At 58.2% G+C, this 23,788-nt stretch carries 24 protein-coding genes and 1 other RNA gene; 14 read left to right on the top strand and 11 right to left on the bottom strand.

The genetic code is table 11. The annotated features are described in order from the left end of the window. Positions 1–15: 15 nt before the first annotated feature. Positions 16–645 (bottom strand): ribonuclease T2 family protein, encoded by a 630-nt coding sequence (locus tag COL8621_RS13480; RefSeq protein WP_093967842.1) that lies wholly within the window; start codon positions 643–645, stop codon positions 16–18. A gap of 125 nt (positions 646–770) precedes the next feature. On the opposite strand from COL8621_RS13480, the gene COL8621_RS13475 reads away from it, so the two are divergent. Together COL8621_RS13475 and COL8621_RS13470 are read left to right on the top strand one after the other, a co-directional pair. Next, complete coding sequence (locus COL8621_RS13475) at positions 771–1,523, top strand: DUF1013 domain-containing protein (protein WP_093967841.1); 753 nt, start codon at positions 771–773, stop codon at positions 1,521–1,523. A 67-nt stretch (positions 1,524–1,590) separates the two neighbouring features. Continuing rightward, complete coding sequence (locus COL8621_RS13470; protein ID WP_093967840.1) at positions 1,591–2,724, top strand: FAD-dependent oxidoreductase; 1,134 nt, start codon at positions 1,591–1,593, stop codon at positions 2,722–2,724. Here the strand turns inward: COL8621_RS13470 and recR are convergent. The 4 genes from recR to COL8621_RS19180 are packed head-to-tail and all read right to left on the bottom strand — an operon-like array spanning position 2,721 to position 5,621. After that, the gene (gene recR / locus COL8621_RS13465; RefSeq protein WP_093967839.1) at positions 2,721–3,320 is read right to left on the bottom strand and encodes a recombination mediator RecR; all 600 of its coding nucleotides are present in this window, start codon (positions 3,318–3,320) and stop codon (positions 2,721–2,723) included. The genes COL8621_RS13470 and recR overlap by 4 nt on opposite strands. A gap of 15 nt (positions 3,321–3,335) precedes the next feature. Then, positions 3,336–3,680, bottom strand: a complete 345-nt coding sequence (locus COL8621_RS13460; RefSeq protein WP_093967838.1) for a YbaB/EbfC family nucleoid-associated protein — start codon at positions 3,678–3,680, stop codon at positions 3,336–3,338. Positions 3,681–3,692: 12 nt separating this feature from the next. Beyond that, positions 3,693–5,438, bottom strand: coding sequence for a DNA polymerase III subunit gamma/tau (locus tag COL8621_RS13455; protein ID WP_093967837.1), 1,746 nt, complete (start codon positions 5,436–5,438; stop codon positions 3,693–3,695). 15 nt (positions 5,439–5,453) lie between these two features. Next, the gene (locus tag COL8621_RS19180) at positions 5,454–5,621 is read right to left on the bottom strand and encodes a hypothetical protein (protein ID WP_176438496.1); all 168 of its coding nucleotides are present in this window, start codon (positions 5,619–5,621) and stop codon (positions 5,454–5,456) included. A 23-nt stretch (positions 5,622–5,644) separates the two neighbouring features. Between COL8621_RS19180 and COL8621_RS13450 the strand changes: the two genes are divergently transcribed. Further along, positions 5,645–7,180, top strand: a complete 1,536-nt coding sequence (locus COL8621_RS13450) for an ankyrin repeat domain-containing protein (protein WP_093967836.1) — start codon at positions 5,645–5,647, stop codon at positions 7,178–7,180. A 42-nt stretch (positions 7,181–7,222) separates the two neighbouring features. Then, positions 7,223–7,540, top strand: coding sequence for a hypothetical protein (locus COL8621_RS13445; RefSeq protein ID WP_093967835.1), 318 nt, complete (start codon positions 7,223–7,225; stop codon positions 7,538–7,540). On the opposite strand, the gene ffs is transcribed toward COL8621_RS13445, so the two are convergent. Both ffs and COL8621_RS13435 read right to left on the bottom strand, forming a co-directional pair. Beyond that, an RNA gene (gene ffs / locus COL8621_RS13440) (signal recognition particle sRNA small type) lies at positions 7,536–7,632 on the bottom strand. The genes COL8621_RS13445 and ffs overlap by 5 nt on opposite strands. Before the next feature lie 17 nt (positions 7,633–7,649). Further along, positions 7,650–8,219 carry a TetR/AcrR family transcriptional regulator gene (locus COL8621_RS13435; protein ID WP_093967834.1) on the bottom strand — a complete coding sequence of 190 codons (570 nt, stop codon included), beginning with the start codon at positions 8,217–8,219 and terminating at the stop codon, positions 7,650–7,652. Between the two features lie 79 nt (positions 8,220–8,298). Between COL8621_RS13435 and COL8621_RS13430 the strand changes: the two genes are divergently transcribed. Then, on the top strand, positions 8,299–9,174 hold the full coding sequence (locus tag COL8621_RS13430) for an alpha/beta hydrolase family protein (RefSeq protein ID WP_093967833.1): 876 nt from the start codon (positions 8,299–8,301) through the stop codon (positions 9,172–9,174). On the opposite strand, the gene COL8621_RS13425 is transcribed toward COL8621_RS13430, so the two are convergent. Then, positions 9,171–9,809, bottom strand: coding sequence for an HAD family hydrolase (locus tag COL8621_RS13425; protein WP_093967832.1), 639 nt, complete (start codon positions 9,807–9,809; stop codon positions 9,171–9,173). The two genes, COL8621_RS13430 and COL8621_RS13425, sit on opposite strands and share 4 nt — an antisense overlap. A gap of 222 nt (positions 9,810–10,031) precedes the next feature. Between COL8621_RS13425 and rpiB the strand changes: the two genes are divergently transcribed. After that, positions 10,032–10,481, top strand: coding sequence for a ribose 5-phosphate isomerase B (gene rpiB / locus COL8621_RS13420; RefSeq protein WP_093967831.1), 450 nt, complete (start codon positions 10,032–10,034; stop codon positions 10,479–10,481). A 62-nt stretch (positions 10,482–10,543) separates the two neighbouring features. Here rpiB and COL8621_RS13415 read toward each other — a convergent pair whose 3' ends face one another. Next, on the bottom strand, positions 10,544–12,526 hold the full coding sequence (locus COL8621_RS13415) for a bifunctional 2',3'-cyclic-nucleotide 2'-phosphodiesterase/3'-nucleotidase (protein ID WP_093967830.1): 1,983 nt from the start codon (positions 12,524–12,526) through the stop codon (positions 10,544–10,546). A gap of 175 nt (positions 12,527–12,701) precedes the next feature. Here COL8621_RS13415 and nudC point away from each other — a divergent pair, with 175 nt between their 5' ends. Together nudC and COL8621_RS13405 are read left to right on the top strand one after the other, a co-directional pair. Continuing rightward, positions 12,702–13,658, top strand: coding sequence for an NAD(+) diphosphatase (gene nudC / locus COL8621_RS13410; RefSeq protein ID WP_093967829.1), 957 nt, complete (start codon positions 12,702–12,704; stop codon positions 13,656–13,658). 37 nt (positions 13,659–13,695) lie between these two features. Beyond that, entirely contained in the window at positions 13,696–14,154 is a 459-nt protein-coding gene (locus COL8621_RS13405) for an SRPBCC family protein (RefSeq protein WP_093967828.1), read from the top strand. A gap of 6 nt (positions 14,155–14,160) precedes the next feature. Here the strand turns inward: COL8621_RS13405 and COL8621_RS13400 are convergent, their stop codons facing one another. Continuing rightward, positions 14,161–14,994, bottom strand: coding sequence for a prephenate dehydratase (locus tag COL8621_RS13400; RefSeq protein WP_093968588.1), 834 nt, complete (start codon positions 14,992–14,994; stop codon positions 14,161–14,163). A gap of 118 nt (positions 14,995–15,112) precedes the next feature. Here COL8621_RS13400 and COL8621_RS13395 point away from each other — a divergent pair, with 118 nt between their 5' ends. From COL8621_RS13395 to COL8621_RS13375, 5 genes are all read left to right on the top strand, one after another. After that, the gene (locus COL8621_RS13395; protein WP_093967827.1) at positions 15,113–15,631 is read left to right on the top strand and encodes a c-type cytochrome; all 519 of its coding nucleotides are present in this window, start codon (positions 15,113–15,115) and stop codon (positions 15,629–15,631) included. Between the two features lie 165 nt (positions 15,632–15,796). Continuing rightward, positions 15,797–17,716 carry an extracellular solute-binding protein gene (locus tag COL8621_RS13390; protein WP_235823873.1) on the top strand — a complete coding sequence of 640 codons (1,920 nt, stop codon included), beginning with the start codon at positions 15,797–15,799 and terminating at the stop codon, positions 17,714–17,716. Between the two features lie 21 nt (positions 17,717–17,737). Continuing rightward, the gene (locus tag COL8621_RS13385) at positions 17,738–18,889 is read left to right on the top strand and encodes a microcin C ABC transporter permease YejB (RefSeq protein ID WP_093967826.1); all 1,152 of its coding nucleotides are present in this window, start codon (positions 17,738–17,740) and stop codon (positions 18,887–18,889) included. Between the two features lie 2 nt (positions 18,890–18,891). After that, entirely contained in the window at positions 18,892–20,001 is a 1,110-nt protein-coding gene (locus COL8621_RS13380; protein WP_093968586.1) for an ABC transporter permease, read from the top strand. Further along, positions 19,998–21,608: an ABC transporter ATP-binding protein gene (locus COL8621_RS13375; protein ID WP_093967825.1), complete on the top strand. Its 1,611-nt coding sequence runs from the start codon at positions 19,998–20,000 to the stop codon at positions 21,606–21,608. Before COL8621_RS13380 ends, COL8621_RS13375 begins: the two co-directional genes overlap by 4 nt. Here COL8621_RS13375 and hemN read toward each other — a convergent pair. Further along, positions 21,605–22,960, bottom strand: coding sequence for an oxygen-independent coproporphyrinogen III oxidase (hemN, locus tag COL8621_RS13370; protein ID WP_093967824.1), 1,356 nt, complete (start codon positions 22,958–22,960; stop codon positions 21,605–21,607). The genes COL8621_RS13375 and hemN overlap by 4 nt on opposite strands. A gap of 63 nt (positions 22,961–23,023) precedes the next feature. Between hemN and fnrL the strand changes: the two genes are divergently transcribed. Next, positions 23,024–23,770 carry a transcriptional regulator FnrL gene (fnrL, locus tag COL8621_RS13365; RefSeq protein WP_093967823.1) on the top strand — a complete coding sequence of 249 codons (747 nt, stop codon included), beginning with the start codon at positions 23,024–23,026 and terminating at the stop codon, positions 23,768–23,770. Positions 23,771–23,788: the final 18 nt, after the last annotated feature.

Raw genomic sequence — 23,788 nt, 5'->3', positions numbered from 1 at the left:
GGCAGCCGGACTTTCCTAGCGAACCTCGTCCATCAAGGCGTCCCGCATCGTGCAGTCGCGCACCACATCGGCGCCGCAGTCGCGTAGCTCCAAGTCTTTGGTCAGGCAAACGCGGGCTTCCTGAATGCGGCCAGCTTTGCAGGTGATCGTCACCATGTCGGCCTCCCATTCAGGGTTGGATTGCAGGAACGCTTCTTCGACCACGCTGGCGGGCAGTTTGACGGGGCGGGTCAGCTTTCTGAAGACCTCGGGCCGGGTTACGGCCTCATAGGCGCGTCGGGCCGTCGCGTAGTATTCTTCCGAGGACAACCCAGAACACCGGCCGTGTTTCTTCCACTGGTACCACGCCAGGCCGCTGGTCCCCATGATGTCGGCCATTGCTTTGGTTTCAGACCGGGATGGATCCCGTTCTGCCGTGCGGCAATAGGCGGGCCAGCCTTTTTCGTATTGAGGCCACAGCCCGTGCATGACCCAACCGAAATCGTTTTCCGGATCACATTGCGGTGAATTCCTTGCGTCCCCTTCCAGCGCGCAAAAAGTCGGGGACCACGAAAGCGACAGAACGTAATAGTCGAAATCGCCCGCAGGTTCGCCATCGGCATGCGCCAGACGTGTGGAAAGGAACAGGATAAGCAACCAGCGCATTTTCTCTTTTCTCCAGTGGACGAGGCGACTATATACATCCCAAACCTCCCCGAAAACGAGGAATAGGTCCAGCCGGACCAGCCGTTTTCCCGGCGCGGGAGAGATTTGTTTAAAGGAGTAGGTCCATGGACAAACCGATCATGGCGAAGGCCACAGCAGTCTGGCTGGTGGACAACACAACATTGACGTTCAAACAGGTCGCTGATTTCTGTGGCCTGCACGAACTTGAAGTCCAAGGTATTGCCGATGGTGACGTCGCTGCTGGTGTTAAAGGGTTCGACCCGATCACCAACAATCAGCTGACTCAGGAAAACATCGACAAGGCCGAAGCCGACCCGATGGTTAAGCTGAAGCTGAAGTTTAACCCATCCGCCGTTGGCGAAGAAAAACGCCGTGGCCCACGGTACACCCCGCTGTCAAAGCGTCAGGATCGCCCTGCGTCCATCCTGTGGCTGGTCAAGTTCCACCCAGAACTGACCGACGGTCAGGTATCGAAACTGGTTGGTACAACCAAGCCCACCATTCAGGCAATCCGCGAGCGGACGCACTGGAACATTGCTAACATTCAGCCGATTGACCCGGTTGCCCTTGGCCTGTGTAAACAGTCTGAACTGGACGCCGCTGTTCAAAAGGCCGCCGCGAAGAAAGCTGCCGAAGGCGCTTCGATGAGCGACGATGAACGCCGCAAGCTGCTGTCGACAGAACAGTCGCTTGGCATGGAAGCCGATCCCAAAATCCCAACGGCGATTTCCGGGCTTGAGACATTCACCCTTGGCGGTGCTGATGACGAAGAAGAAGAAAAAGAAGCGGCGCTGCCAGATGCGGACAGCTTCTTCAACCTTCCAGATTCTGACGAGGATGAGGCTGACGAGGATTGATCTTGTCCCTTTGATCGACGACGCTTTAAGCCCGGCCAATTAGGTCGGGCTTTTTCGTGGGGCGGGTATGAAAATTGCGGTTATTGGGCGTGGTTTGATTGGTTCGGCAGCTGCGCGGCATTTGGCGATGGCTGGCCATGATGTTGTGTTGATTGGCCCATCGGAACCTTCGGATAAACCCACGCACCAAGGCGTTTTTGCCAGCCACTATGACGAAGGGCGCATCACGCGCGCGCTTGACCCATCTCCATTTTGGAGCGAGGTCAGCCGCGCCTCGATCGCGCGCTACCGCGAGATAGAGGCGGTAAGCGGAGTGCCGTTCTTTTCTGACGTCGGCGCAGTGATGGCCGGAACAGAGGACGGTGATTTTATGCGCAGGGTGAAAGCGGTGCGCGATGATGCCGGGATTAAGGCCGATGCGTACCAAGGCGCCGAACTGGCCGCGCGGTTCCCTTATTTTCATTTTCCTGATGGCGTGCTTGCCCTGCATGAAAAATCGGGGGCGGGCTATATCTCTCCGCGTAATTTGGTGCTGGCCCAAGGGTGCGCGGCAGAGCGTGCCGGGGCGTTGATTGTGGATGCCACGGTGCGGGGGCTTCGTGAAACTGGCGGGGCTGTGCAGATCGACACGGATACCGGCCTGTTTGAGGCTGACCGGGTGTTGGTGGCCGCAGGTGGGTTCACCAACATGATCCTGCCCAATGCGCTGCCGCTGCATGTTTACGCCCGCACCGTTGCCCTGTTCGAAGTGTCAGCGCAGGAGGCCGCCCGGTTGCACGCGATGCCTTCGCTGATCTATCTGAAACCGAATGGCGAAGATCCTTATCTGCTGCCGCCCATCCGATACCCGGACGGTAAGTTTTATCTTAAGCTGGGCGGTGATCCGTCTGACGATCCGCTCCACTCGACCGCTGAGATCAAGGAGTGGTTCCGCGGCGGTGGTTCGCCTGTGGTCGCCGAAAAACTGGCGGGTGCGATGCGCGAACGGATGCCAGATCTGAACATTATGAATGTCCACCGAAACGCGTGCGTCACCACCTATACGGATGCGGACCATCCGATCATCGACAATCTGTCGGACCGTATCACGGTGGCCGTTGCCGGATGCGGGCGGGGTGCGAAATGTTCGGATGAGTTGGGGCGGTTGGGGGCCGAAGCGATCTTTGGGCGTGGGCCTGAAATGCTGCGGCTTGCCAGTTAGAACGACTTCCGCGCCCTAAGCGCAGCGGTGATCGTGCCATCGTCAAGGTAATCAAGCTCGCCGCCAATCGGCACGCCCTGCGCAAGCGAGGTGACGGAAACGCCCAAACCTTCAAGCTGTTCGGCGATGTAATGCGCGGTCGTTTGACCGTCGACCGTCGCATTCAGGGCAAGGATCACTTCGGTGATCCCTTCGGTCTTTACCCGATCCACCAACTTTGGAATGCGCAGTTCGTCCGGGCCCATAGAATCCAGCGCAGACAGCGTGCCGCCAAGCACGTGATACCGCCCCGCGAAGGACGCGCCGCGTTCCATCGCCCACAGGTCGGCCACGTCTTCGACCACGCACAATTCGCCGGTGGCGCGTTTTTCGCTGGTGCAGATGTCGCACACATCCGATGTGCCGATGTTGCCGCAGTTCAGGCATTCACGCGCGGTGGCCGCCACAATGTGCATCGCATCGGCCAGCGGGGTCATCAACAGCCCCCGCTTTTTGATCATGTGCAAAACCGCCCGGCGTGCCGATCTGGGGCCGAGGCCGGGAAGTTTGGCCATCAGCTCGATCAGGTTTTCGATGTCGCGCGTTGCGTCGGCCATAAGGGAAGGTGCCGATTAGATCGGCAAATCCATATCAGCCGGAAGGCCCATGGATTCCAACAGGCGGCGGGTTTCGGACTTCGAACGTTCCTGCGCCTTGGCTTGTGCGTCTTTGATAGCCGCAAGGATCAGATCCTCGGCCACTTCTTTTTCGTCGGGGTGAAAGATTGACGGGTCAATATCTAGCCCGGTCAACTCGCCCTTTGCCGTGGCGGTTGCCTTAACCAGCCCTGCGCCGCTTTCGCCAACGACACTGATGGAATGCAGTTCTTCCTGCATCTCGGCCATCTTGGACTGCATTTCCTGCGCGGATTTCATCATCTTGGCCATGTCACCCATGGCGCCCAAACCTTTGAACATCGTACTTTCTCCTTAGTCTTCTTCGAACGGATCCCATTCATCTTCGACCTCGGGCAGCGCATCAGCGGCGGCTGCTTTTGCCAAAGCTTCGGGAGTTCTTATTTCGGTGATCTTTGCTTTTGGAAAGGCCAACAAGACGGCCTGAACCAGCGGGTGTTCCGTGGCTTCGGCCACCAGTGCAAGCCGGTCTGCGTCCTGTACTTCTGCGATGGTTGTTCCACCGCCAGAGTTCGTTACAGAAACCGCCCAACGCGCGCCTGTCCAGCTTTGCAATGACTGGCCCAAACGGGCGGCCAAATCGCGGGGGGCGTTTTCGGTCGGTTCAAATTCAATGCGCCCGGGGGAATAGCTGACAAGCCGAAGGGTTGTTTCGACTTCGACCAACAGCTTGATGTCGCGGTTCTTGCGGATCAACTCGACGACTTGATCGAACTGCGCGTATCGGGCCAGCGCGGATTCGGGCGCTTGGGCCAATGCGGCGACCGGGCCACCGCCGCCGCCGCCGTTGGGCGCCGGGGTGCTTGCATATGCGGTTGTGCCTTGGGGCGCAGGTGCAGGTGACGGCGCGCCGGGGCCGGGCAAAGGCGGTGGCGGCGTGTCCTGCAGTTTGCGCACCAATTCTTCGGGCGAGGGCAGGGTGGACACATGCGTCAGCCGGATGATCGCCATTTCGGCTGCCATCATCGCGTTAGGGGCCTGTGCGACCTCTTCGATCGCTTTCAACAGCATCTGCCACATGCGCGTTAGCACCCGCATTGGCAGCTTTTCACCCATCGACAGGCCGCGCGCGCGTTCGTCCGGTGAAACGGTGGGGTCTTCGGCGGCTTCGGGCGTGATTTTGATGACCGAGACCCAGTGGGTAATTTCGGCCAGATCACGCAGCACGGCCATCGGATCGGCCCCATCGGCATATTGCGAGGATAGTTCGTTCAGCGCACCAGCCGCATCGCCCGACATGATCATATCGAACAGGTCCAACACGCGGCCACGGTCGGCCAGGCCCAGCATCGCGCGCACCTGATCGGCGGTGGTTTCGCCCGCGCCGTGGCTGATTGCCTGATCCAGCAGGCTCATCGCGTCACGGACGGAACCTTCGGCGGCGCGGGTAATCAGGGCCAGCGCGTCTTCGGCAATCGCGGCGTTTTCTTTCGCGGCGATGGATTTCAGGTGGTCGATCATCACCTCGGGTTCGATCCGGCGCAGATCGAACCGCTGACACCGCGACAGGACCGTCACCGGAACCTTGCGGATTTCGGTGGTGGCGAAGATGAATTTGACGTGGGCGGGCGGTTCTTCAAGCGTCTTCAGCAGCGCGTTGAACGCGCTGTTGGACAGCATGTGAACCTCATCGATGATGTAAATCTTATACCGGGCCGAAGCCGCGCGGTAATGCACGCTGTCGATGATTTCGCGGATGTCACCAACGCCGGTGCGGGATGCGGCGTCCATCTCCATCACATCAACGTGGCGACCTTCGGCGATGGCAACGCAATGTTCGCACACACCGCAAGGGTCCGTCGTGGGTTTGCCGTTCCCATCTGGCCCGATGCAGTTCATCCCCTTTGAGATGATCCGCGCGGTGGTGGTTTTACCCGTCCCGCGAATACCGGTCATGATGAAGGCCTGCGCGATGCGGTCAGCCTCGAACGCGTTTTTCAGCGTACGCACCATCGCCTCTTGCCCGATCAGATCGGCAAAGGTGGCGGGGCGGTATTTACGGGCGAGCACCTGATAGCCGGTGTCTGGCGTGTCGGACATGGGCCCTCTCGGATTCTAAGCTTGGGCAGAGTAGGCGCTGGCTTGTCCGACGTCCAGCACTCGGGTAAGGTAATCGTGGCCATAAGGGGTTTGGCCACCTGATCCGCGGAAAGCCGTACCGGCACCCCTTTCGCAAATACCGATCACATTCTCGGTTTTGCTCATGCCCGGATAGCGGATCATCGGGCGTTCTTGCGAGGAAACCGATGGCTCTTTCCCTAGAAAAGTTGCGCCGTGACGCCAAGGCGTTGAAAAAATCCTATGAGGCTGCTGAACGCGGGGCCGCCGACCGGCTGCGTATGTATCCGCCGCGCACCATAGGTAACACACTGAAACACGCCGATTTCCTGCATGTGATTGCACGGGAAAACGGGTTCGAAAGCTGGCCGCGCCTGAAATTTGCTGCTGAAACGGTCGGGCTTGATCGCGCCGCGCGGCAACAGCGGCTGAAGATTGCGCTGTATCACGGGCAAAATTGGGTCACCCAGCGCCTTTTGGCCGATACGCCCGATTTGGCCGACGGTTTGTTTGGGCTTCAGGTTGCGCTTTATGATCGTGCTGCGGTTGAGGCGGCGTTGGCCGAAGACCCCGACGCCGCCACACGCGCCCGCGGACCGCGCAGCCCGATGCTGCATCTGGCCTTTTCCAAATACATCCACGCCGCGCCCAAGCGTCAGGACGATATGCTGGCCATCGCGCAAATGCTGGTGGATCACGGGGCGGATGTGAATGACAGCATGCCGGTAAGTGCTGAAAACGATCACCCGCTGTCTGCGCTGTACGGGGCGATTGGCCATGCCAATAACATGCCCTTAGGCCGCTGGTTTCTGGAGCGGGGCGCCAACCCCAATGATGGTGAATCGCTGTATCACGCGACCGAACTTGGCCACCACGAAGGGTTGGCCATGCTGCTGGAATACGGCGCTGACCCGCGTGGCACAAATGCGCTGCTGCGGGCGATGGATTTCAACGATCATGTGGCGGTGCAAATGCTGTTGGATGCGGGGGCGCGGGCCGATGATTTTGCCGCCGATCCGGTCGGGGGCGAAGAACCCTGGGTCGCGCCCGCGTTGCATCAAGCCGCCCGGCGGATGTGTGACCGCCGTATGGTTGATATGATCTTGGGCGCGGGCGCTGATCCGGCGCGGGAATTCCACGGGGCCAACGCCTATGCCTTTGCGCGGGTGTTTGGAAACACAGATGTCGCGCAAGCGATTGAGGAACGTGGCGCACCCCCGCTGACAGACATCGAAGAATTGCTGGCCATGGCGGCCGAGGGTCGCGATACCACCGGGCGCTTTGTTGATCCGCACACCCTGCCACCCGCATTCCGCAACATCCTGCGCGAGGTTTTGCATCTGCCCGGAAAGCTGGAACATATGAAGCGGCTTGTCGCGCTGGGGTTGGAATATGATCGCCCGGACGGGCAGGGGGTGACGCCCGTACAGGTCGCCGGTTGGGAAGGCCTGCCCAAGGTGATGGCGTTTTTCCTATCGCTTAAACCCGATCTAAGCCACGTGAACGGGTATGGCGGCACGCTGCTTTCGACAATCATCCACGGGTCCGAAAACTGCCCCGCCCGTGCCACGCGGGATCACATCACCTGCGCGCGGATCGCGTTGGAACACGGCGTCGCCTTACCCCGCCGCACCCCCGACCTTGCCGGAGAAGAGGAGATGGCCGCCTTTCTGTCAGACTGGGCCGAACGCGTTCCGGGGCAAGTCATTGATGGTGTGGGCTAACGCGCGGTTCGTCGGTTTTACGGTTCATGTTAGGCTGCTGGGATGAACGATGCGCCAAATTTCAGCCCGCGTGTGGCTTTCTGGTTGGCACTTGCACTTTGGGCGGGTGTCTTTGCCTATTCCTTTTGGGTGTTCAACACGGTGCCGCCCACGGGTGACGGGTTTACGCGCGGCCTGAACCGGATCAACGGCTTCATCGGGTGGCAGGTGCTGGCCTGTGCCTTAGCGGTGATCGTGTTTCGGGCTGGTTTGGGGTTTCCCCAAGGGTCCGCCACGCGGCGGTTTCGCGTGTTTCCACTGGCCATGGCGGCGTTGGTTGCTGCCGGTATATTGGCGCTGATCCTGTGGGGGATAAGGTGAGAGGCTGGACAACGACCCAAGCGGGGCTCGTTACGGCTGCTTCCTTCCGGACCTGACCGGGTTGGCGAGGTGCCTGCCCGCGCCAACCTCTCGATCCGTTACATATGCGTCATGCTTCGGATTCGCAAGGTCCAAGGAACTTTGAAGGCAATGCGCGCAAAACATCGGAATCTCGCCGTGCGCGGGCCAAGGTCCATGCGCCTTGAATCGTGATTAACAGCATTTCTGCTTTTTCATCGGGGCGCGGTTCGTTCAGGCGACGCGCGTGTTCAGCGACACGGTTCAGCCAGCCGGTAAAGATGCTGTTGGCGTGATCACGGAACACCTCATTTTCGGGGCCATCGAATAGGATGCCGGAAACCGGGCAGCCATCCCATGTGCCAGAGATGTCGAAAAACTTGGCCAGTTTGAAACACAGGTTGGTGCCCCCTTCGCGGAAGGTAGGGGCGTTGGCAAAGGAATCGTCGATGGTTTGCAGCAACATGTCGGATGCCAGCGTGGCGGCCGCCACGGCCAGATCGGCCTTGCCGTTTGGAAAGTGGTGATAGAGCGAGCCCTTGGGCGCGTCACTTTCGGCCAAGATCTCGGCCAAACCGACGCCGTGATAACCCTTTTGGCGGAACAGTTTCACGGCGTTTAGGGTCAGCCGGTCACGTGTGGATGCGGGTTTTGTGCTCATTCTGACTACTTAATGGCTCTAGACCGTTCGGTCCAGAGGTGCTATTGGACCGAACGGTCTAGACAGTCGGAGCCACGCCATGAACGCGCCAGCCAAATTTGAAATCACAGGGACATCTGATGTCAGCGATGTGCAAATTGATGCTGGTACGGCTCGTTTGGTGGGCAAGATTCATCGCCCAGACGGCACCCCCCGCGCGGCGGTTGTGCTGAACGGCGCAACCGGCGTTCCGCAGGGGTATTACCAAGGCTTCGCGCAGTGGTTGGCCGAAACGCAAAACCTTGCCTGCCTGACATATGATTACCGTGACTTTGGCCTGTCGGCGACAGGGCCGATCCGTCAGTCAAAGGCGACGATGGTTGATTGGGGCGTTCACGACCAACAGGCGGCCCTAAAGGTGTTGGGCGATACATTTCCCGATACACCGCTATGGGTCGTTGGGCATTCCATTGGCGGGCTGATGTTGCCGTTTCAGGATGGCGCAGATCGGGTGGAGCGTATGATTACCGTCGCCAGCGGCCCGGTTCATATCAAGGATCACCCTTGGGATTACGTGCCTTCCGTTTTGGCATTCTGGTACGGGGCAGGGCCAATCGCGACGAAGGTTCTTGGATATCTTCCCGGCAAAATCCTTGGCCTTGGGGCGGATATCCCATCCGGTGTTTATTGGCAGTGGCGGCGTTGGTGCACCACGCCCGGATTTAATCGAAATGACATCGGCCGCGCGTTGCCGCATCCGAACCCTCCCGCCATGCGCGGAGAGATGAAGGTCGTTTCGGTATCGGATGATGCGATGGTGCCGCCGTCCGCCGTGTGGCGGTTGATGGGGCTGTACCCCGAAGCGAAGAAGCGCCAGCTGACATTGCGCCCGGATGCGTTCGGGTTGAAAAAGATCGGCCATATCGGTGCGTTCGCCCGGCGCAACGCGGCGGTTTGGCCCGCCATTATCGCCTAAATCAAACCACAGGCCTTTGCGCCCTCTAGCAACGTGTCGGCAGTGTGGTGCGCACGGTTTTCGGCAGAGCGCACCACATCGGGCACCTGAACCACGGTCATCCCAGCGGCAAGTGCGGCGCGAACACCTGTGTCGCTGTCTTCAAACGCGACACAGCGGTCAGGCGCGATGCCAAGAAGGGCGGCGGCGCGAAGGTAGGGATCGGGCGCGGGTTTCGGGTTTTCCACGCAATCGACCCCGACAAGTGTTTCAAAACGCCCCGCCAACCCGGCCATCGCCAGCTTTTCAATCGCCCGCGCGCGACGGCTGGACGTTGCTATGGCCTTGGGCAGGGCGCGCGCATCGATATGGTCCAAGACTTGCAAAACGTTCGGGCGTTGGGGGATGCCATCGGCAAAGCGTTTGTCGCAGGCGCGGTTCCATTCACGGTTTAACTGCTGAATATCCAAAGCCTCGCCAACATGGGCCGTCAATCGCGCCCAGCCGGTTTTGTCATCCACACCGATAAGCGTGTGCATGAAGTCCAGCGAAACGTCATAACCAAGAGCGGCGCAGGCTTCGACACCGGCGGCCAAGGCAACGCTTTCGGTATCGATCAGCAATCCGTCCATGTCGAAAATTACGGCGTCGTACATCGGGCTCTTTCGTGAATGCGGTTCGCTGCAGTGAAAACAAAGGCCGACCGAAAACTCAAGTCATCGCTGTGACGTTGCGGATGACGGGCAACCGAACCCGATGTTCTGGTGAAGGTGGGCCATTATGGTCACTTGAAAACCGAAATAATTGACGAAACAAGGGACACCTGATTCAACGCGGTCCAGCCGCCATACTGCCTATGCGAACGGGAAAGCCTCTTCATGACAATCAACAAACGTGTCGTCCTGTCCAGCGACCATGCCGCCATTGAGCTTCGACAGGTCATTGCCGCTCATATCGCCGACCTTGGTTGGGAAGCAGTCGATATCGGCCCGACAACGCCAGAAAGCACCCATTATCCCAAGCACGGTCAAGCGGCCGCGCAGCGCGTCGCCGATGGTGATTGCCAGTTTGGCATCATCCTGTGCGGCACCGGGCAGGGCATCATGATGGCGGCAAACAAGGTAAAAGGCATTCGTTGCGGCGTTTGCGCTGATACGTTTTCGGCCCGGATGATCCGCCAACACAACGACGCCAATATGATGTCGCTGGGTGTGCGCACGCTGGGCGAAGGTCTTGCGCTTGATATCGTGGATGCGTTCCTGACGGCCGAGTTCGAAGGCGGTCGCCACGCAACGCGCGTGGATATGATTGAGCCGGTAGAGGGCTAACCCCTTTTCAGGCGGAATGTTGAACGGCGGTCCGAATTGGGCCGCCGTTTTCATTTATCCGTTCACAGGGTGATGCGGAATCGGGCGAAACCGTCGGGGCCTTCGCCTGCGGGCTCGATCTTTACGCCGGGGACCTTGTCGGCGTAGTCCGCCGCTTTGGGGCCAGTATCGAACAGCACGGTCGTGCCGGGCAGTGGTTTGAACGTCCAGTTCGCATCGGCAGACGGGTTAATGGTGCCCTGTTCTACGATATAGCGCACGATCACATCGCGGTTGGTATCTGGCGCCTCGAACACAGTGGTGGACCCATCAGCGCCCGGGAAATGCCCGCCGCCGCCAGCGCGGTAGTTGTTGGTGGCGATGATGAAAGCGTCATCCGGGTTCACCGGCTGGCCATTATAGGTCAGGTTTACGATGCGGTTGGCATCGGCATTCACCACGGTTCCTTCGCGGCTTTCGTATTTTGACGGTTGGCTAAGGTCGATCTGATACTGAACGCCGTCAATCACGTCGAAATTGTAGCTGGGGAAATCGGGGTTCAGCAGAACCTGATCGGCCTGACCCGGCGTGATCTGGTTGAACATGCCAGCACTGCGTTCCAGCCATTCCTTGACCTGCGCACCCGTTACCCGAACCGCGCGAGCGGTGTTGGGGTATAGGTACAAGTCAGCCACATTCTTGATCGCCACGTCACCGGCAGGCACGTCGGTGTAATATTCCGGGCCGCCACGGCCACCCGCCTTGAACGGTGCAGCGGCGGAAAGGATCGGCAGCCCTTCGTATTCGGTGCCTTTCATCATCTCTTCGATGTACCATTTCTGCGCGATCGAAACGATCTGCACGGATGGGTCATCCGCCACCAGCGCGAAATAGGAATGCAGCGGGGCCGAGGTTTTGCCGACCGCGCGGCGCACATAGGCAAGCGTTTCTTCGTGGTCTTTGGCGACCGAATCCAACACGTACTGTTCGCTTTCCACCAATGCCACGACACTGCGATCTTCGTTGCGTTTGGAAATTGGCAGCACTTCCGAGGCATGCGTAACCACGCGCCATTCGTTGCCGGAGCGTTCCAGCATCAGGTCGATCACACCAAGGTGCGACCCCCAGAAGCCGCCCATAACAGCAGGCTTGCCGTGGATCGTGCCCTTGGCCACATCCACGCCCGCATAGCTGTCGTAAGTGGACGAGGGGAACACAAGGTGGCTGTGCCCCGTCATGATCGCATCAATCCCGTCAATCGCCGCCAGCGGAACAGAGGCGTTTTCCATCCCTTCGGTATATTCGGCCGATCCGATGCCCGAATGGCTTAGCGCGACGATGATGTCCGCGCCTTCCTCTTTCATCTGAGGAATGTAGGCTTTGGCGGTTTCGATGATATCGCGCGCCATCACGTTGCCTTCCAGATGACGGCGATCCCAGGTCATGATCTGGGGCGGCACGAAACCGATGAAACCAACCTTGATCGGGTGCTTTTCGCCTGAACCATCGGTCACTTCGCGGTCCAGAATGACGTAAGGCTTTACCAGCGTCACGTCTTTGGTCGGGTCGCCACCGGCCTCTTTCACAACGTTGGCCGACAGAACCGGGAATTTTGCGCCCGCCAGCGATTTCATCAGGAAATCGAGGCCATAGTTGAATTCGTGGTTGCCCAGTGTCGATGCGTCAAAGCCCACGGCGTTCATCGCGGCGATGACGGGGTGCATGTCGCCCTCTTTCATGCCGCGCTCATAGGCGATGTAGTCGCCCATCGGGTTCCCCTGAAGGAAATCACCGTTGTCGATCAGCATGGAGTTTGTCGCCTCGGCGCGGATGTTTTTGATATGTGCTGCCGTGCGGGCAAGGCCGACCGTATCGATCGGGCGATCAGAATAGTAATCATACGGAAATACGTGAACGTGAAGGTCGGTCGTTTCCATGATGCGCAGGTGCGCTTGATTGGTCGCCGCACGTGCGGAAAATGGATGCAGCGCGATCAATGACGCCCCCGCGACTGTGCCAGATAAAAAGCTCCGGCGGTTGATATTCAGCGTCCGATGGTCAGTCATGAGAGCCTCCAATATCAAAGAATAGAATATCGGTAGGATAACACCGTGACGGCTTGGTGACACTATCTTTGCTGACGCTGGGTTACGAGAGGCAAAACGCCCTTAGCGCGATTTTTTCTTTCGTTGCTCAACCCTTGCACTCATGGCAGTCATAGCGGCGAAAAGGAGTGCGTGAATGCGGCATGCAGAGGAAGTGACTTTTGGCGGTTCTGGTCTGGATCGGGCGGCCCAGCTGCGTGGCGATGCGGCGGCCATCGACGACATCTGGAACGCCAGCACGACACGGGTCATGTTGCTGTGGCGCGGCAAGCCGCTGTTCGCTGACGGGGCACTTGCATGGCTTGGCTGTACGCACCCGGTTTTGGATGGCCGCAAGAAGGGCGCAGTGTTCTTGGGGCTTGAAGGGGAGGCCGCGCGATTTGCCGTCGATTTCTCTGACTGGCAGCCAGAAGAATTGCCTGACACGCTGAACACCTTCCTTGATCCAAGCGAACAGCGCCATCCAGACCTTCCTGAAAACCATGTGTTTGCAGAATTGCGCCGTTTGATGACCCTGCTATCCGCCCGAGAGGCCGAATTGGCAGCCACTGCGAAGGCCATTCTAAGCTGGCACCGTAGCCATGCGTTTTGTTCGCGATGTGGGCACAAAAGCGAAATCAGCAACGGGGGTTGGCAAAGCACCTGCCCATCCTGCGGCGGGCACCACTTTCCGCGCACGGACCCGGTGGTGATTATGCTGATTACCCACGGCAATTCCGTACTGATGGGCCGTTCCCCCGGTTGGCCCGAAGGAATGTATTCCCTTTTGGCAGGCTTCGTTGAACCCGGAGAGCCGATGGAGGCCGCCGTACGCCGCGAAGTGTTAGAGGAAACCGGCGTACCCGTCGGGCGCGTCAGCTATTTGGCGTCGCAGCCATGGCCGTTCCCGTCGTCACTGATGCTGGGCTGTTGGGGAGAGGCGTTGGGAACCGAAATCACCATCGATCCCGTCGAAATCGAAGATGCGCTTTGGGTTACACGCGAAGAAATGCTGGCAGTTTTCGCTGGCGAACACTCAAAGATCGCGCCGCCGCGTGATGGGGCCATCGCACGGTTTTTGGTGGCAAACTGGCTTGCAGACCGGTTGGATTGACGCCAAAAGAGCACTGTTTAGGTAAGCGGCGGGTGAGATGAAGTTTTCATCACGGGAAGATATCGCAGCCCCGATTGATCGGGTGTTTGCAGCCATTTCTGATTTCGATGCGTTTGAACGCGCGATTCTGCGCCGTGGCGCAACACTTGAACGGACCGATGATCTGGAACAGCCCGGCTGTGGAATGGCGTGGAAATGCAGCTTTCCGTTTCGCGGCAAAACACGTGTTCTTGACGCCGAGCTTGTGAATTTCGATTGGCCAGAACTTCTGAAAGTCGAATCTGTCAGCTCCAGTTTGAACGGATACCTGTCTGTTGAGCTGGTTCCGCTTTCACCGCGGCAAACCCGGTTGGCGATTGAGTTGGAGTTGAAGCCGCGCAGTATGAGCGCGCGCCTGTTCCTTCAGTCGCTTCGTTTGGCCAAGGCCAGCTTGACCAAGAAGTTTAAGACCGGCGTGCGCAAATTTGCGCGGGATCTGGAATACCGGATCGGCTGACGCAACTTAGCGGCGTTTTGGATCAGCGGGATAGACCCCCAAAAGCGATACATGCGACGTGAAATAGTCCAGCTCTTCCAGTGCAAGCTGTACGTTGCGATCATCTGGGTGGCCTTCAATGTCCGCATAGAATTGCGTCGCAGTGAAATGGCCATCCACCATATAGCTTTCCAGTTTGGTCATGTTCACGCCGTTGGTCGCGAAACCGCCCATCGCTTTGTAAAGCGCAGCGGGAATGTTGCGAACGCGGAAGACAAAACTGGTCATCATGCCCGCTTCGCCGCGCCGTTTCAGGTTTGGTTCGCGTGACATCACCAAGAAACGGGTCGTGTTCTTGTCGTGATCTTCGATATGGCGGGCCACAACGTTCAGGCCGTAAATCTCTCCGGCCAGCTCAGAGGCAAGCGCGCCTTGGGACGGATCGCCAAGTTCTGCGATGTGTTTGGCCGAACCGGCAGTGTCCGCGCCGGCGACGGCATCAATGCCGTGTTCGCGCAAGAAGCTGCGGCATTGGCCCAGCAGCACGGTGTGGCTTTGCGCCACGCGCACACTTTCCAGCGGGGCACCGGGCACAGCAAGAAGATTGATATGAACGCGCACGAAAGCCTCGTCCACGATATGCAGGCCTGATTCTGGCAAAAGCCGGTGAATGTCAGCGACACGGCCATAGGTGGAGTTTTCGACGGGCAACATGGCCAATTCGGCATCGCCTTTGCGCACGGCTTCGATGGTATCTTCGAAGGTTTTGCAGGGCAACGCTTCCATGTCTGGGCGGGCGTCACGGCAGGCTTGATGAGAATAGGCGCCCGGTTCCCCCTGAAAGGCAATGCGTTGTGTCATATTGTCCATCCCGCTTGTTATTGCCTGATCTGGCACTTGCAGGCGGTAACTACACCTTGCATCCTGACGATGGAAGCGGATAGATACGCCCGAATTCGGGAGTGAATGGGAACGCGACATGTTCGACACGATGACCATGACAAAGATCGTGGGTGCCTCATGCGGTGCCTTGCTTATTTTCCTTTTGGGCAAATGGGGTGCAGAGACTCTGTACCACACAGGCGGTGGCCACGGTGACCACGCTGAGCAAGCGTATGTAATCGACACCGGCGAAGAAGAAAGCGGCGGCGAAGAAGCCGTTGAAGTTGCTTTTGCTGACGTTCTGGCTGCAGCCGACGCAGGCAAAGGCGAAAAAGTTTTTGCTAAATGCAAAGCCTGCCACAAGCTTGAAGACGGTGCTAACGGCACTGGTCCGACGCTGTACGGTATCGTTGGCCGCGGCGTCGGTGCTATCGGCGACTTCCGTTATTCGGGCGCGCTTAGCGAAGCAGCCGATGTATGGACAGCTGAAAACCTGAACGGTTTCCTGGCAAGCCCCAAGGGTTTCGCGCCGGGGACGTCCATGTCTTTCTCTGGGCTGAAAAAAGTTGAAGACCGCGCCAACCTGATTGCTTTCTTGCAGTCTACCGGCGGCTAAACCGCTTCAACATGTGAAATTATTGGGGCCGCTCTGTATCAGAGCGGCCCTTTTTCATTGCCAGATCACGTCTGCTCACGGAAACTCAACTTGAACAGTGGCCTACTGCGCCATTAGCTTCATTTATCAAAGTGGCTTCAGTGTTGACCGGGGGAAAAGGAATAAATGATGACGGCAAAAGGCATGGCGCGCGCTGCAACCATTGAGCGGGAACAGGTGTCCCCCTCTAAGGCTCAACTGGTGCTATCGGGCCTACTTCTTGTTGCGTCCCTTTTGTTCTTCGCGCCGTCGGTTGAGGCCGAAGAAACCATCATCAAATCCCACGGCATTTCGACCTTCGGAGAGTTGAAGTACCCTGCCGATTTCACCCATCTGGATTATGTGAACCCAGACGCCCCCAAAGGCGGTGAAATGTCGAGCTGGGCGTTCGGCGCGTTTGATTCGATGCACCCTTATTCGATCAAAGGGCGTGCCGAGGGGCTTTCGTCGATCTTTTTCGAATCCCTTTTGATCGGGACTGCGGATGAAATCGGGTCGGCCTATGGCCTGTTGGCCGAAACGCTGGAATATCCCGAAGATCGCAGTTGGGTCATTTTCAACCTAAGGCCCGAGGCGAGATTCTCTGATGGGTCGCCGCTGACCGCCGAGGATGTGATTTTTTCCTACGAAACCTTTCTGACCAAGGGGCTAAGCAGTTATCGCACGCAGCTTGCCAAAAAGGTTAAATCGGCCGAGGCATTGGATGCCCACCGGGTGAAATATACCTTCCACGAAGGGGTTCCAACGCGGGATCTGCCACAAGACGTTGGCGGTATTCCGGTGTTTTCCAAAGCGCATTACATCGCCAATAACCGGGACTTCGAAGAAAACTCGCTGGAGCCGCTGCTGGGCTCTGCCCCGTATGTTCTGGACAGTATGGATGTAGGCAAAACCGCGATCTATCGCCTGAACTCAGACTATTGGGGGGCGCATCTGCCGATCAACAAAGGCCGCAACAATTTTGAGACGATCCGGCGTGAATATTACGCCGATTACAACGCGGCCTTCGAAGGGTTCAAAGCGGGCAACTATACATTCCGCAACGAAGCGTCCTCCAAGATCTGGGGGACAGGCTATGACTTTCCGGCCGTTGAAAAGGGCCACGTGATCCGGGCCGAACTTCACGATGGCAGCAAGGCGCCGGGGCAGGGGTTTGTTCTAAACACCCGCCGACCACAGTTGCAGGACCGCCGCGTGCGCGAAGCGATTGGCCTGATGTTCAATTTCGAATGGTCGAACGAAACCCTGTTTTACGGCATCTATGCCCGACCCAGCTCTTTCTGGGAAAACAGCCACCTTGCCGCCGAAGGCATGCCAACAGAGGCAGAGCTGGAAATTCTGACGCCGCTGGCCGACATTCTGCCGCCCGGTGTTCTGGATGAACCTGCGGTCATGGCGCCAGTGTCGTCTATGCGTCAGCTTGATCGTAAGAACCTGCGCAAAGCGTCGGCATTGTTGGACGAAGCGGGCTGGGTTGTTGGTGATGACGGGATGCGCCGGAATGCTGCGGGGGAAACCCTGCGGCTGGAATTTCTGAACGACAGTCAGACGTTTGACCGCGTTATCAACCCTTATATCGATAACCTGCGCCGACTGGGTGTGGATGCCGTGCACACGCGGGTGGACAACGCCGAGGCAACCAACCGCGAACGGCCACCGGCCTTTGATTTCGATGTGACAACCGCCTTCCTGCAAACCGGCTATATCCCGGGATCGGAACTGCGCCAGTATTTCGGGTCTGAAACGGCCGACACCTCTACCTTCAACAAGATGGGCTTAAAAAGCGAAGCGGTGGACAAACTGATCGATGTCGTACTGGCCGCATCGACCGAAGCCGAATTGGAAGTCGCGGTTAAGGCGCTGGACCGGGTGTTGCGGGCCGAACGCATCTGGGTGCCACAATGGTACAAGGACGCGCATACGGTGGCCTATTTTGATATCTACGAACATCCTGATCCGCTGCCACCCTATGCACTGGGTAATCTGGACTTCTGGTGGTACAACGCCGAAAAAGCAGAAAAACTGAAGGCCGCTGGGGCCTTCTGATAACAAGGCAGAAGCGAGCGTATGGGCGCCTATATCCTCCGGCGGTTATTGCTGATCATCCCGACATTGCTTGGGATCATGATCATCAATTTCGGGCTAACGCAATTTGTGCCCGGTGGGCCGATTGAACAGATCATTGCTCAGGTTCAGGGCGAGGGCGACGTTTTCCAAGGCATCGCTGGCGGCGGCGACGTGGGTGAATCGATGGCGGGCGGCGATGACCGTTACGCGGGCGCGCGCGGTCTGCCTCAGGATTTTCTGGACAAGCTGGAAATAGAAATGGGCTTTGCCCGGATCGTTTGCGCCGACGGGTTCGTGGGCGAGCCAACCGTAGACGCGCCAGAATGCGAAAAAGAAGCTATCCCAGTGGCCGAACGTTTCCTGATCCTGATCGGCAACTACATCACCTTCGATTTCGGTGAGAGCTATTTCCGCTCCATCTCGGTTATTGATCTGGTGCTGGAAAAGATGCCGGTTTCCATCACGCTTGGGCTTTGGTCCACGCTTATCGCCTATCTGATCTCTATCCCGCTGGGCATTCGCAAAGCTGTAAAAGACGGTTCCACCTTTGATACGTGGACATCGGGCGCGATCATCTTGGCCTATGCCATCCCGGGCTTTCTGTTCGCGGTGCTGTTGTTGGTGCTGTTTGCGGGCGGTTCGTATGTGAAATGGTTCCCGCTTAGGGGGCTAACGTCCGACGGGTTTGATGATTTAAGCCTGCTGGGCAAGATCGGCGATTATTTCTGGCACATCACCCTGCCGGTTATCGCTTCAACCATTTCCAGTTTTGCCACGCTGACGCTGCTGACCAAAAACTCGTTCCTGGATGAGATCAAGAAGCAGTACGTCATCACCGCCCGCGCCAAAGGGCTTAGCGAAAAGGGCGTGCTTTACGGCCACGTGTTCCGCAACGCGATGCTGATCGTCATCGCGGGTTTTCCGGGCCTGTTCATCAGCGTTTTCTTTGGGTCGTCGATCATCATCGAAACCATCTTCTCGCTCGACGGGCTTGGGCGTTTGGGGTTCGAGGCCGCAGTGGCGCGTGATTACCCTGTGATTTTCGCGACGCTTTATGTGTTCGGCCTGATTGGCCTGCTGATCGGTATCCTGTCTGACCTGATGTATGTGCTGGTCGATCCGCGGATCGACTTTGAAAGCCGGGAGACATGAGCATGTTCAAACTCTCTCCCCTCAACCAACGCCGTTGGCGCAACTTCCGCCGTAACAAGCGGGCCTATTGGTCGCTGGTGATCTTTGCGGTGCTGTTCGGCCTATCGCTTTTTGCCGAGCTGTTGGCGAACGACAAACCGATCATGGTCCGCTATCGCGGCGAAACCTTTGTGCCAACCTATAACTTCTATCCCGAAACCGCGTTTGGCGGCGACCTGCGCACCGAAGCGGTTTACCGCGACATAGAGGTGCAGTGCCTGATCGTGACCGGCGGGCTGGAGGATTGCTGGGACGACCCCGAAGCATTCATCGAAGACGCCCAAGACGGTGTGATCAACGGTGAAGAAATCGAAAAAGGTTTCATGCTGTGGCCGCCGATCCCCTATAGCTTCATGACGGTGAATGACATTGGCGGCACGGCCCCGTCGGCCCCGGATGGCGATCATTGGCTGGGCACGGATGACACGGCGCGCGATGTGGTGGCGCGGGTGATCTATGGCTTCCGGCTGTCGATCATCTTTACCATAATTGTTACGGCGATTGCGTCGTTTATCGGCATTATCGCGGGCGCGGTTCAGGGGTTCTTTGGCGGTTGGGTCGATCTGATCTTTCAGCGGATTATCGAAATCTGGACCTCCACGCCGCAGCTTTACATCATCATCATCCTATTCGCGATTCTGGGGCGAAGTTTCTGGCTGTTGGTGTTCCTGACGGCATTGTTCGGCTGGCCCGCCTTGGTGGGCGTTGTGCGCGCCGAATTCCTGCGGGCGCGGAATTTCGAATATGTCCGCGCGGCGCGGGCGCTGGGGGTCAGCAACTGGACAATTATGTTCCGCCATATGCTGCCCAACGCGATGGTGGCCACGCTGACACTGTTGCCGTTCATCATCACAGGCACCATCGGAACACTCGCCAGCCTCGATTTTCTTGGCTTCGGTTTGCCGTCATCGGCCCCTTCGCTGGGTGAATTGACGTTGCAAGCGAAACAGAACCTTCAGGCCCCTTGGCTGGCCTTCACCGCCTTCTTCACCTTCGCGATCATGCTGTCGTTGCTGGTGTTCATCTTTGAAGGTGTGCGTGATGCATTCGACCCCAGAAAGACCTTCCAATGACACAGATGCTAAAGGTGCGCGATCTGACGGTTAGCTTCCGTCAGGATGGGAAGGATAGCTTTGCGGTCAAAGGCGTGTCCTTTGATGTGGAAAGCGGAGAGACCGTGGCGCTGGTTGGTGAAAGCGGGTCGGGCAAATCGGTGACGGCGCTGTCTACCGTTTCGCTGCTGCCTGAAAGCGCGACGATTGCTGGTTCGATCACATATAACGGTGCCGAAATGGTCGGGGCGGATGCTAAGCGCCTGCGCGATGTGCGCGGCAACGACATCAGCTTTATCTTTCAGGAGCCGATGACATCGCTCAACCCGTTGCACACACTGGAAAAGCAGTTGGCCGAAAGCATCCAGTTGCATCAGGGGCTGACCGGCCCGGCGGTGCGTGAACGCATTCTGGAGCTGCTGCATAAGGTCGGTATTCGCGACCCTGAAACGCGGTTGGGATCTTATCCGCATCAGTTGTCCGGCGGGCAACGCCAGCGGGTGATGATCGCCATGGCGCTGGCCAACGGGCCCGATTTGCTTATCGCTGATGAACCCACCACCGCGTTGGACGTGACCATTCAGGCGCAGATACTTGAGCTGCTTGCCGATCTGAAACGCGAAGAGGGGATGAGCCTGCTATTCATCACCCACGACCTTGGCATCGTGCGCAAAATCGCCGACCGCGTTTGCGTGATGAAAGACGGTGAGATCGTAGAGGCTGGCAAAACAGATGAGATTTTTGCCAACCCGCAACATCCCTATACCCGTAAATTGCTAGAGGCAGAGGCCGCAGGCCTGCCCGATCCCGTGCCCGAAAACGCGCCAGAGGTGATCCACACAGACGCGCTGCGCATCTGGTTCCCGATCCAAGCGGGGCTAATGCGCAAAACGGTGGGGCATGTGAAAGCGGTGAACGAGGCTTCGATCTCTGTTCGGGCGGGCGAAACCTTGGGCATCGTTGGTGAAAGCGGGTCGGGTAAAACCACGCTTGCGCTGGCAATCATGCGGTTGATTTCGTCCGAAGGCGGCATCAACTTTGACGGCCAGAATATCCAAGGTTGGAAATCGCGCCAGTTGCGCCCGTTACGGCGCGATATGCAGATCGTGTTTCAGGATCCGTTCGGCTCGCTCTCTCCGCGGATGACGATTGAACAGATCGTCGCCGAAGGGCTGGGTGTTCATGGTGTGGAACCGGGCAAAGATAAGCGTCAGCTTGTGGCCGACATCCTGACAGAGGTCGGGTTGGAGCCTGAAATGATGCATCGTTATCCGCATGAGTTTTCGGGCGGTCAGCGACAGCGCATCGCCATTGCGCGCGCCATGATCCTGCGCCCCCGTGTGCTGGTTTTGGACGAACCGACATCGGCGCTTGATATGACGGTTCAGGTGCAGATCGTCGATTTGCTGCGCGACCTTCAGCGGAAGTATCAGTTGGCCTATCTGTTTATCAGCCACGATCTGCGCGTTGTGCGTGCCTTGTCGCACAAGGTGATCGTGATGAAGCAAGGCGACATCGTGGAAGCGGGCGACAGCGAGGCGATCTTTACCGCCCCGCAATCTGATTACACCCGTGCTCTGATGGAAGCCGCGTTCGATTTGAAACCGGGCGAAGTTCTAAGCGCTTAAATCGCGGAACTGTGCCCGGCCTTTGACAGGTCGTAGGCATCAAACCCGTTGGCAATTACCCGCGTCAGGGGGCGGCTGCTTTCGGGGATGTCAAAGCCGCTGTCGGTGACTTTGACCACGCCGGGAAAGCGGTCCGCGACATCCTTGAACATGCCGTTCAGGGTTGCGGGATCGATGCCAAACGTTGATTGAATTTCGCCCGCGTCGATGCGGAAATCGCACATCAGCGCCTCAATCATTCGGGCGCGCAGCTTGTCTTCTTCGGTGAAAACATGGCCGCGGGCTGTGGCGAAACGGTTGTCTTGCACATGCCCGGCATAGGCAGACGTGGCCGGCGCGTTCTGTGCATAGCCCTGCGGAAAACGCGAAATGGCAGAGGCACCAAGCCCAATCAACACGTCTGAGGTGTCATCGGTATAGCCCTGAAAATTGCGGCGCAGCCGTCCGGAACGGTTTGCAAGGTCCAGCCCGTCGCCAGCACGCGCAAAGTGGTCAATCCCGATGTCGCGGTAATCATCCCAGGCAAACAGTCGGCGTGCCGTTTCAAACAGGCGCAAACGTTCTTCTGGGCTTGGCAGGGCGTCGGTCGGGATCATCTGCTGACGCTTGGCCATCCACGGGACATGGGCGTAACCGTACAGCGCCACGCGATCGGGCGACAAGGACAGTAGCTTTTGAACGCTATCCGCGATGCGTTCGCTGGTTTGGTAGGGAAGGCCAAACAGGATATCGGCGTTCAGGCTGTTGATGCCACGGTCACGGATCATGCGAACCGCATTCGCCGTCACGTCATAGCTTTGAACGCGGCCAATCGTGTTTTGGATCATCGGATCGAAGTCTTGCACCCCGATGGAGGCGCGGGTCATCCCGGCATCGGCCAAGGCGTCAAGGCGGGCCTCGTCAATCTCGTTCGGGTCAATCTCGACCGAAAACTCTGACTTTTGGTCCAGCGGCGCGATGGCAAAGATGGCCTCTGCCAATTCGCGCATCATATCTGCGGGCAGCAATGTCGGCGTGCCGCCACCCCAATGCAGGCGTGAAAGTGTCACACCCTCTGGCAGGGTTTGGCCAAGCTTGCTTATCTCTTGTTTCAGCGTGTCCAGATAGGCGCGTACCGGCGACAGGGTTTGCGTGCCTTGCGTCCGGCATGCGCAGAACCAGCAAAGCCTGCGGCAGAATGGAATGTGAATATACAAAGATATCCGCGAACCGGGCGCGATCTGGTCGATCCACCCGGCAAATGCCACTTCGTCCACCGACGCAGAAAAATGTGGTGCCGTGGGATAACTGGTATATCGGGGCACACGCGCGTCAAATAGACCGAGGCGCGAAAGTTGCGATTCGGTACTCATTGATTTACGAATATGTTCCATGCTCGATCAGTGCTTTGATCGACATCAAGTGGGGTTACTGCGATGGCGTTTCAGGAAAAACTGACGACCCACATCGAATGTGAAAGCTGCCCAATCCGGCACCGCGCGGTCTGTGCGAAGTGTGACGTCGATGAATTGGAACTGCTGGCAGACATGAAATATTACCGCACCTATGATGCGGGCCAGACCGTTATCTGGTCGGGCGATACGATGGATTTTGTCGCCTCGGTCGTCGAAGGGATCGCGACCCTTAGTCAAACGATGGAGGACGGGCGCACCCAGATGGTTGGCCTGTTGCTGCCGTCTGATTTCGTGGGCCGCCCGGGGCGAGACGAAGCCGCATACGACGTTGTTGCCACCACCCGCCTGACAATGTGCTGCTTTCGCCGCAAACCGTTCGAAGAGCTGATGGAAAACACCCCGCACATCGGGCAGCGCCTGTTGCAGATGACGCTGGATGAATTGGACGCGGCGCGCGAATGGATGCTGCTGTTGGGTCGGAAAACCGCGCGGGAAAAGATTGCAAGCCTGCTGGCCATCATCGCGCGACGCGACGCGACGCTGAACCTGATCAGCCCCAAAGGTAAGGTGGTGTTTGACCTGCCACTTACGCGCGAAGCGATGGCCGATTATCTGGGCCTGACACTTGAAACAGTCAGCCGCCAAATCTCGGCGTTGCGACGTGATGGGGTGATTGAACTTGAAGGCAAACGCCATGTGACGGTGCCTCAGATGTCGCGGCTTCTGGATGAAACCGGCGATGATACGGACGGCGGAGTGTTCGCCTGAACACCCGCCGCCAATTCA

It is taken from the genome of Actibacterium lipolyticum (assembly GCF_900184935.1).
In the GTDB taxonomy this organism is placed as follows: domain Bacteria; phylum Pseudomonadota; class Alphaproteobacteria; order Rhodobacterales; family Rhodobacteraceae; genus Actibacterium_A; species Actibacterium_A lipolyticum.
This window is presented reverse-complemented; position numbering and strand designations above follow the sequence as displayed.

Excerpts from the sequence above, each read along its gene's own strand:
- COL8621_RS13470 (WP_093967840.1), top strand. The coding sequence starts at position 1,591 with ATGAAAATTGCGGTTATTGGGCGTGGTTTGATTGGTTCGGCAGCTGCG.
- COL8621_RS13385 (WP_093967826.1), top strand. The coding sequence starts at position 17,738 with ATGGGCGCCTATATCCTCCGGCGGTTATTGCTGATCATCCCGACATTG.
- COL8621_RS13480 (WP_093967842.1), bottom strand. The coding sequence starts at position 645 with ATGCGCTGGTTGCTTATCCTGTTCCTTTCCACACGTCTGGCGCATGCC.
- COL8621_RS13405 (WP_093967828.1), top strand. The coding sequence starts at position 13,696 with ATGAAGTTTTCATCACGGGAAGATATCGCAGCCCCGATTGATCGGGTG.
- COL8621_RS13395 (WP_093967827.1), top strand. The coding sequence starts at position 15,113 with ATGTTCGACACGATGACCATGACAAAGATCGTGGGTGCCTCATGCGGT.
- COL8621_RS13460 (WP_093967838.1), bottom strand. The coding sequence starts at position 3,680 with ATGTTCAAAGGTTTGGGCGCCATGGGTGACATGGCCAAGATGATGAAA.
- fnrL (WP_093967823.1), top strand. The coding sequence starts at position 23,024 with ATGGCGTTTCAGGAAAAACTGACGACCCACATCGAATGTGAAAGCTGC.
- COL8621_RS13425 (WP_093967832.1), bottom strand. The coding sequence starts at position 9,809 with ATGTACGACGCCGTAATTTTCGACATGGACGGATTGCTGATCGATACC.
- recR (WP_093967839.1), bottom strand. The coding sequence starts at position 3,320 with ATGGCCGACGCAACGCGCGACATCGAAAACCTGATCGAGCTGATGGCC.
- COL8621_RS13380 (WP_093968586.1), top strand. The coding sequence starts at position 18,892 with ATGTTCAAACTCTCTCCCCTCAACCAACGCCGTTGGCGCAACTTCCGC.
- COL8621_RS13430 (WP_093967833.1), top strand. The coding sequence starts at position 8,299 with ATGAACGCGCCAGCCAAATTTGAAATCACAGGGACATCTGATGTCAGC.
- hemN (WP_093967824.1), bottom strand. The coding sequence starts at position 22,960 with ATGAGTACCGAATCGCAACTTTCGCGCCTCGGTCTATTTGACGCGCGT.
- rpiB (WP_093967831.1), top strand. The coding sequence starts at position 10,032 with ATGACAATCAACAAACGTGTCGTCCTGTCCAGCGACCATGCCGCCATT.
- COL8621_RS13475 (WP_093967841.1), top strand. The coding sequence starts at position 771 with ATGGACAAACCGATCATGGCGAAGGCCACAGCAGTCTGGCTGGTGGAC.
- COL8621_RS13450 (WP_093967836.1), top strand. The coding sequence starts at position 5,645 with ATGGCTCTTTCCCTAGAAAAGTTGCGCCGTGACGCCAAGGCGTTGAAA.
- COL8621_RS13455 (WP_093967837.1), bottom strand. The coding sequence starts at position 5,438 with ATGTCCGACACGCCAGACACCGGCTATCAGGTGCTCGCCCGTAAATAC.
- COL8621_RS13435 (WP_093967834.1), bottom strand. The coding sequence starts at position 8,219 with ATGAGCACAAAACCCGCATCCACACGTGACCGGCTGACCCTAAACGCC.
- COL8621_RS13445 (WP_093967835.1), top strand. The coding sequence starts at position 7,223 with ATGAACGATGCGCCAAATTTCAGCCCGCGTGTGGCTTTCTGGTTGGCA.
- COL8621_RS13375 (WP_093967825.1), top strand. The coding sequence starts at position 19,998 with ATGACACAGATGCTAAAGGTGCGCGATCTGACGGTTAGCTTCCGTCAG.
- COL8621_RS13390 (WP_235823873.1), top strand. The coding sequence starts at position 15,797 with ATGATGACGGCAAAAGGCATGGCGCGCGCTGCAACCATTGAGCGGGAA.
- COL8621_RS19180 (WP_176438496.1), bottom strand. The coding sequence starts at position 5,621 with ATGATCCGCTATCCGGGCATGAGCAAAACCGAGAATGTGATCGGTATT.
- COL8621_RS13415 (WP_093967830.1), bottom strand. The coding sequence starts at position 12,526 with ATGACTGACCATCGGACGCTGAATATCAACCGCCGGAGCTTTTTATCT.
- nudC (WP_093967829.1), top strand. The coding sequence starts at position 12,702 with ATGCGGCATGCAGAGGAAGTGACTTTTGGCGGTTCTGGTCTGGATCGG.
- COL8621_RS13400 (WP_093968588.1), bottom strand. The coding sequence starts at position 14,994 with ATGACACAACGCATTGCCTTTCAGGGGGAACCGGGCGCCTATTCTCAT.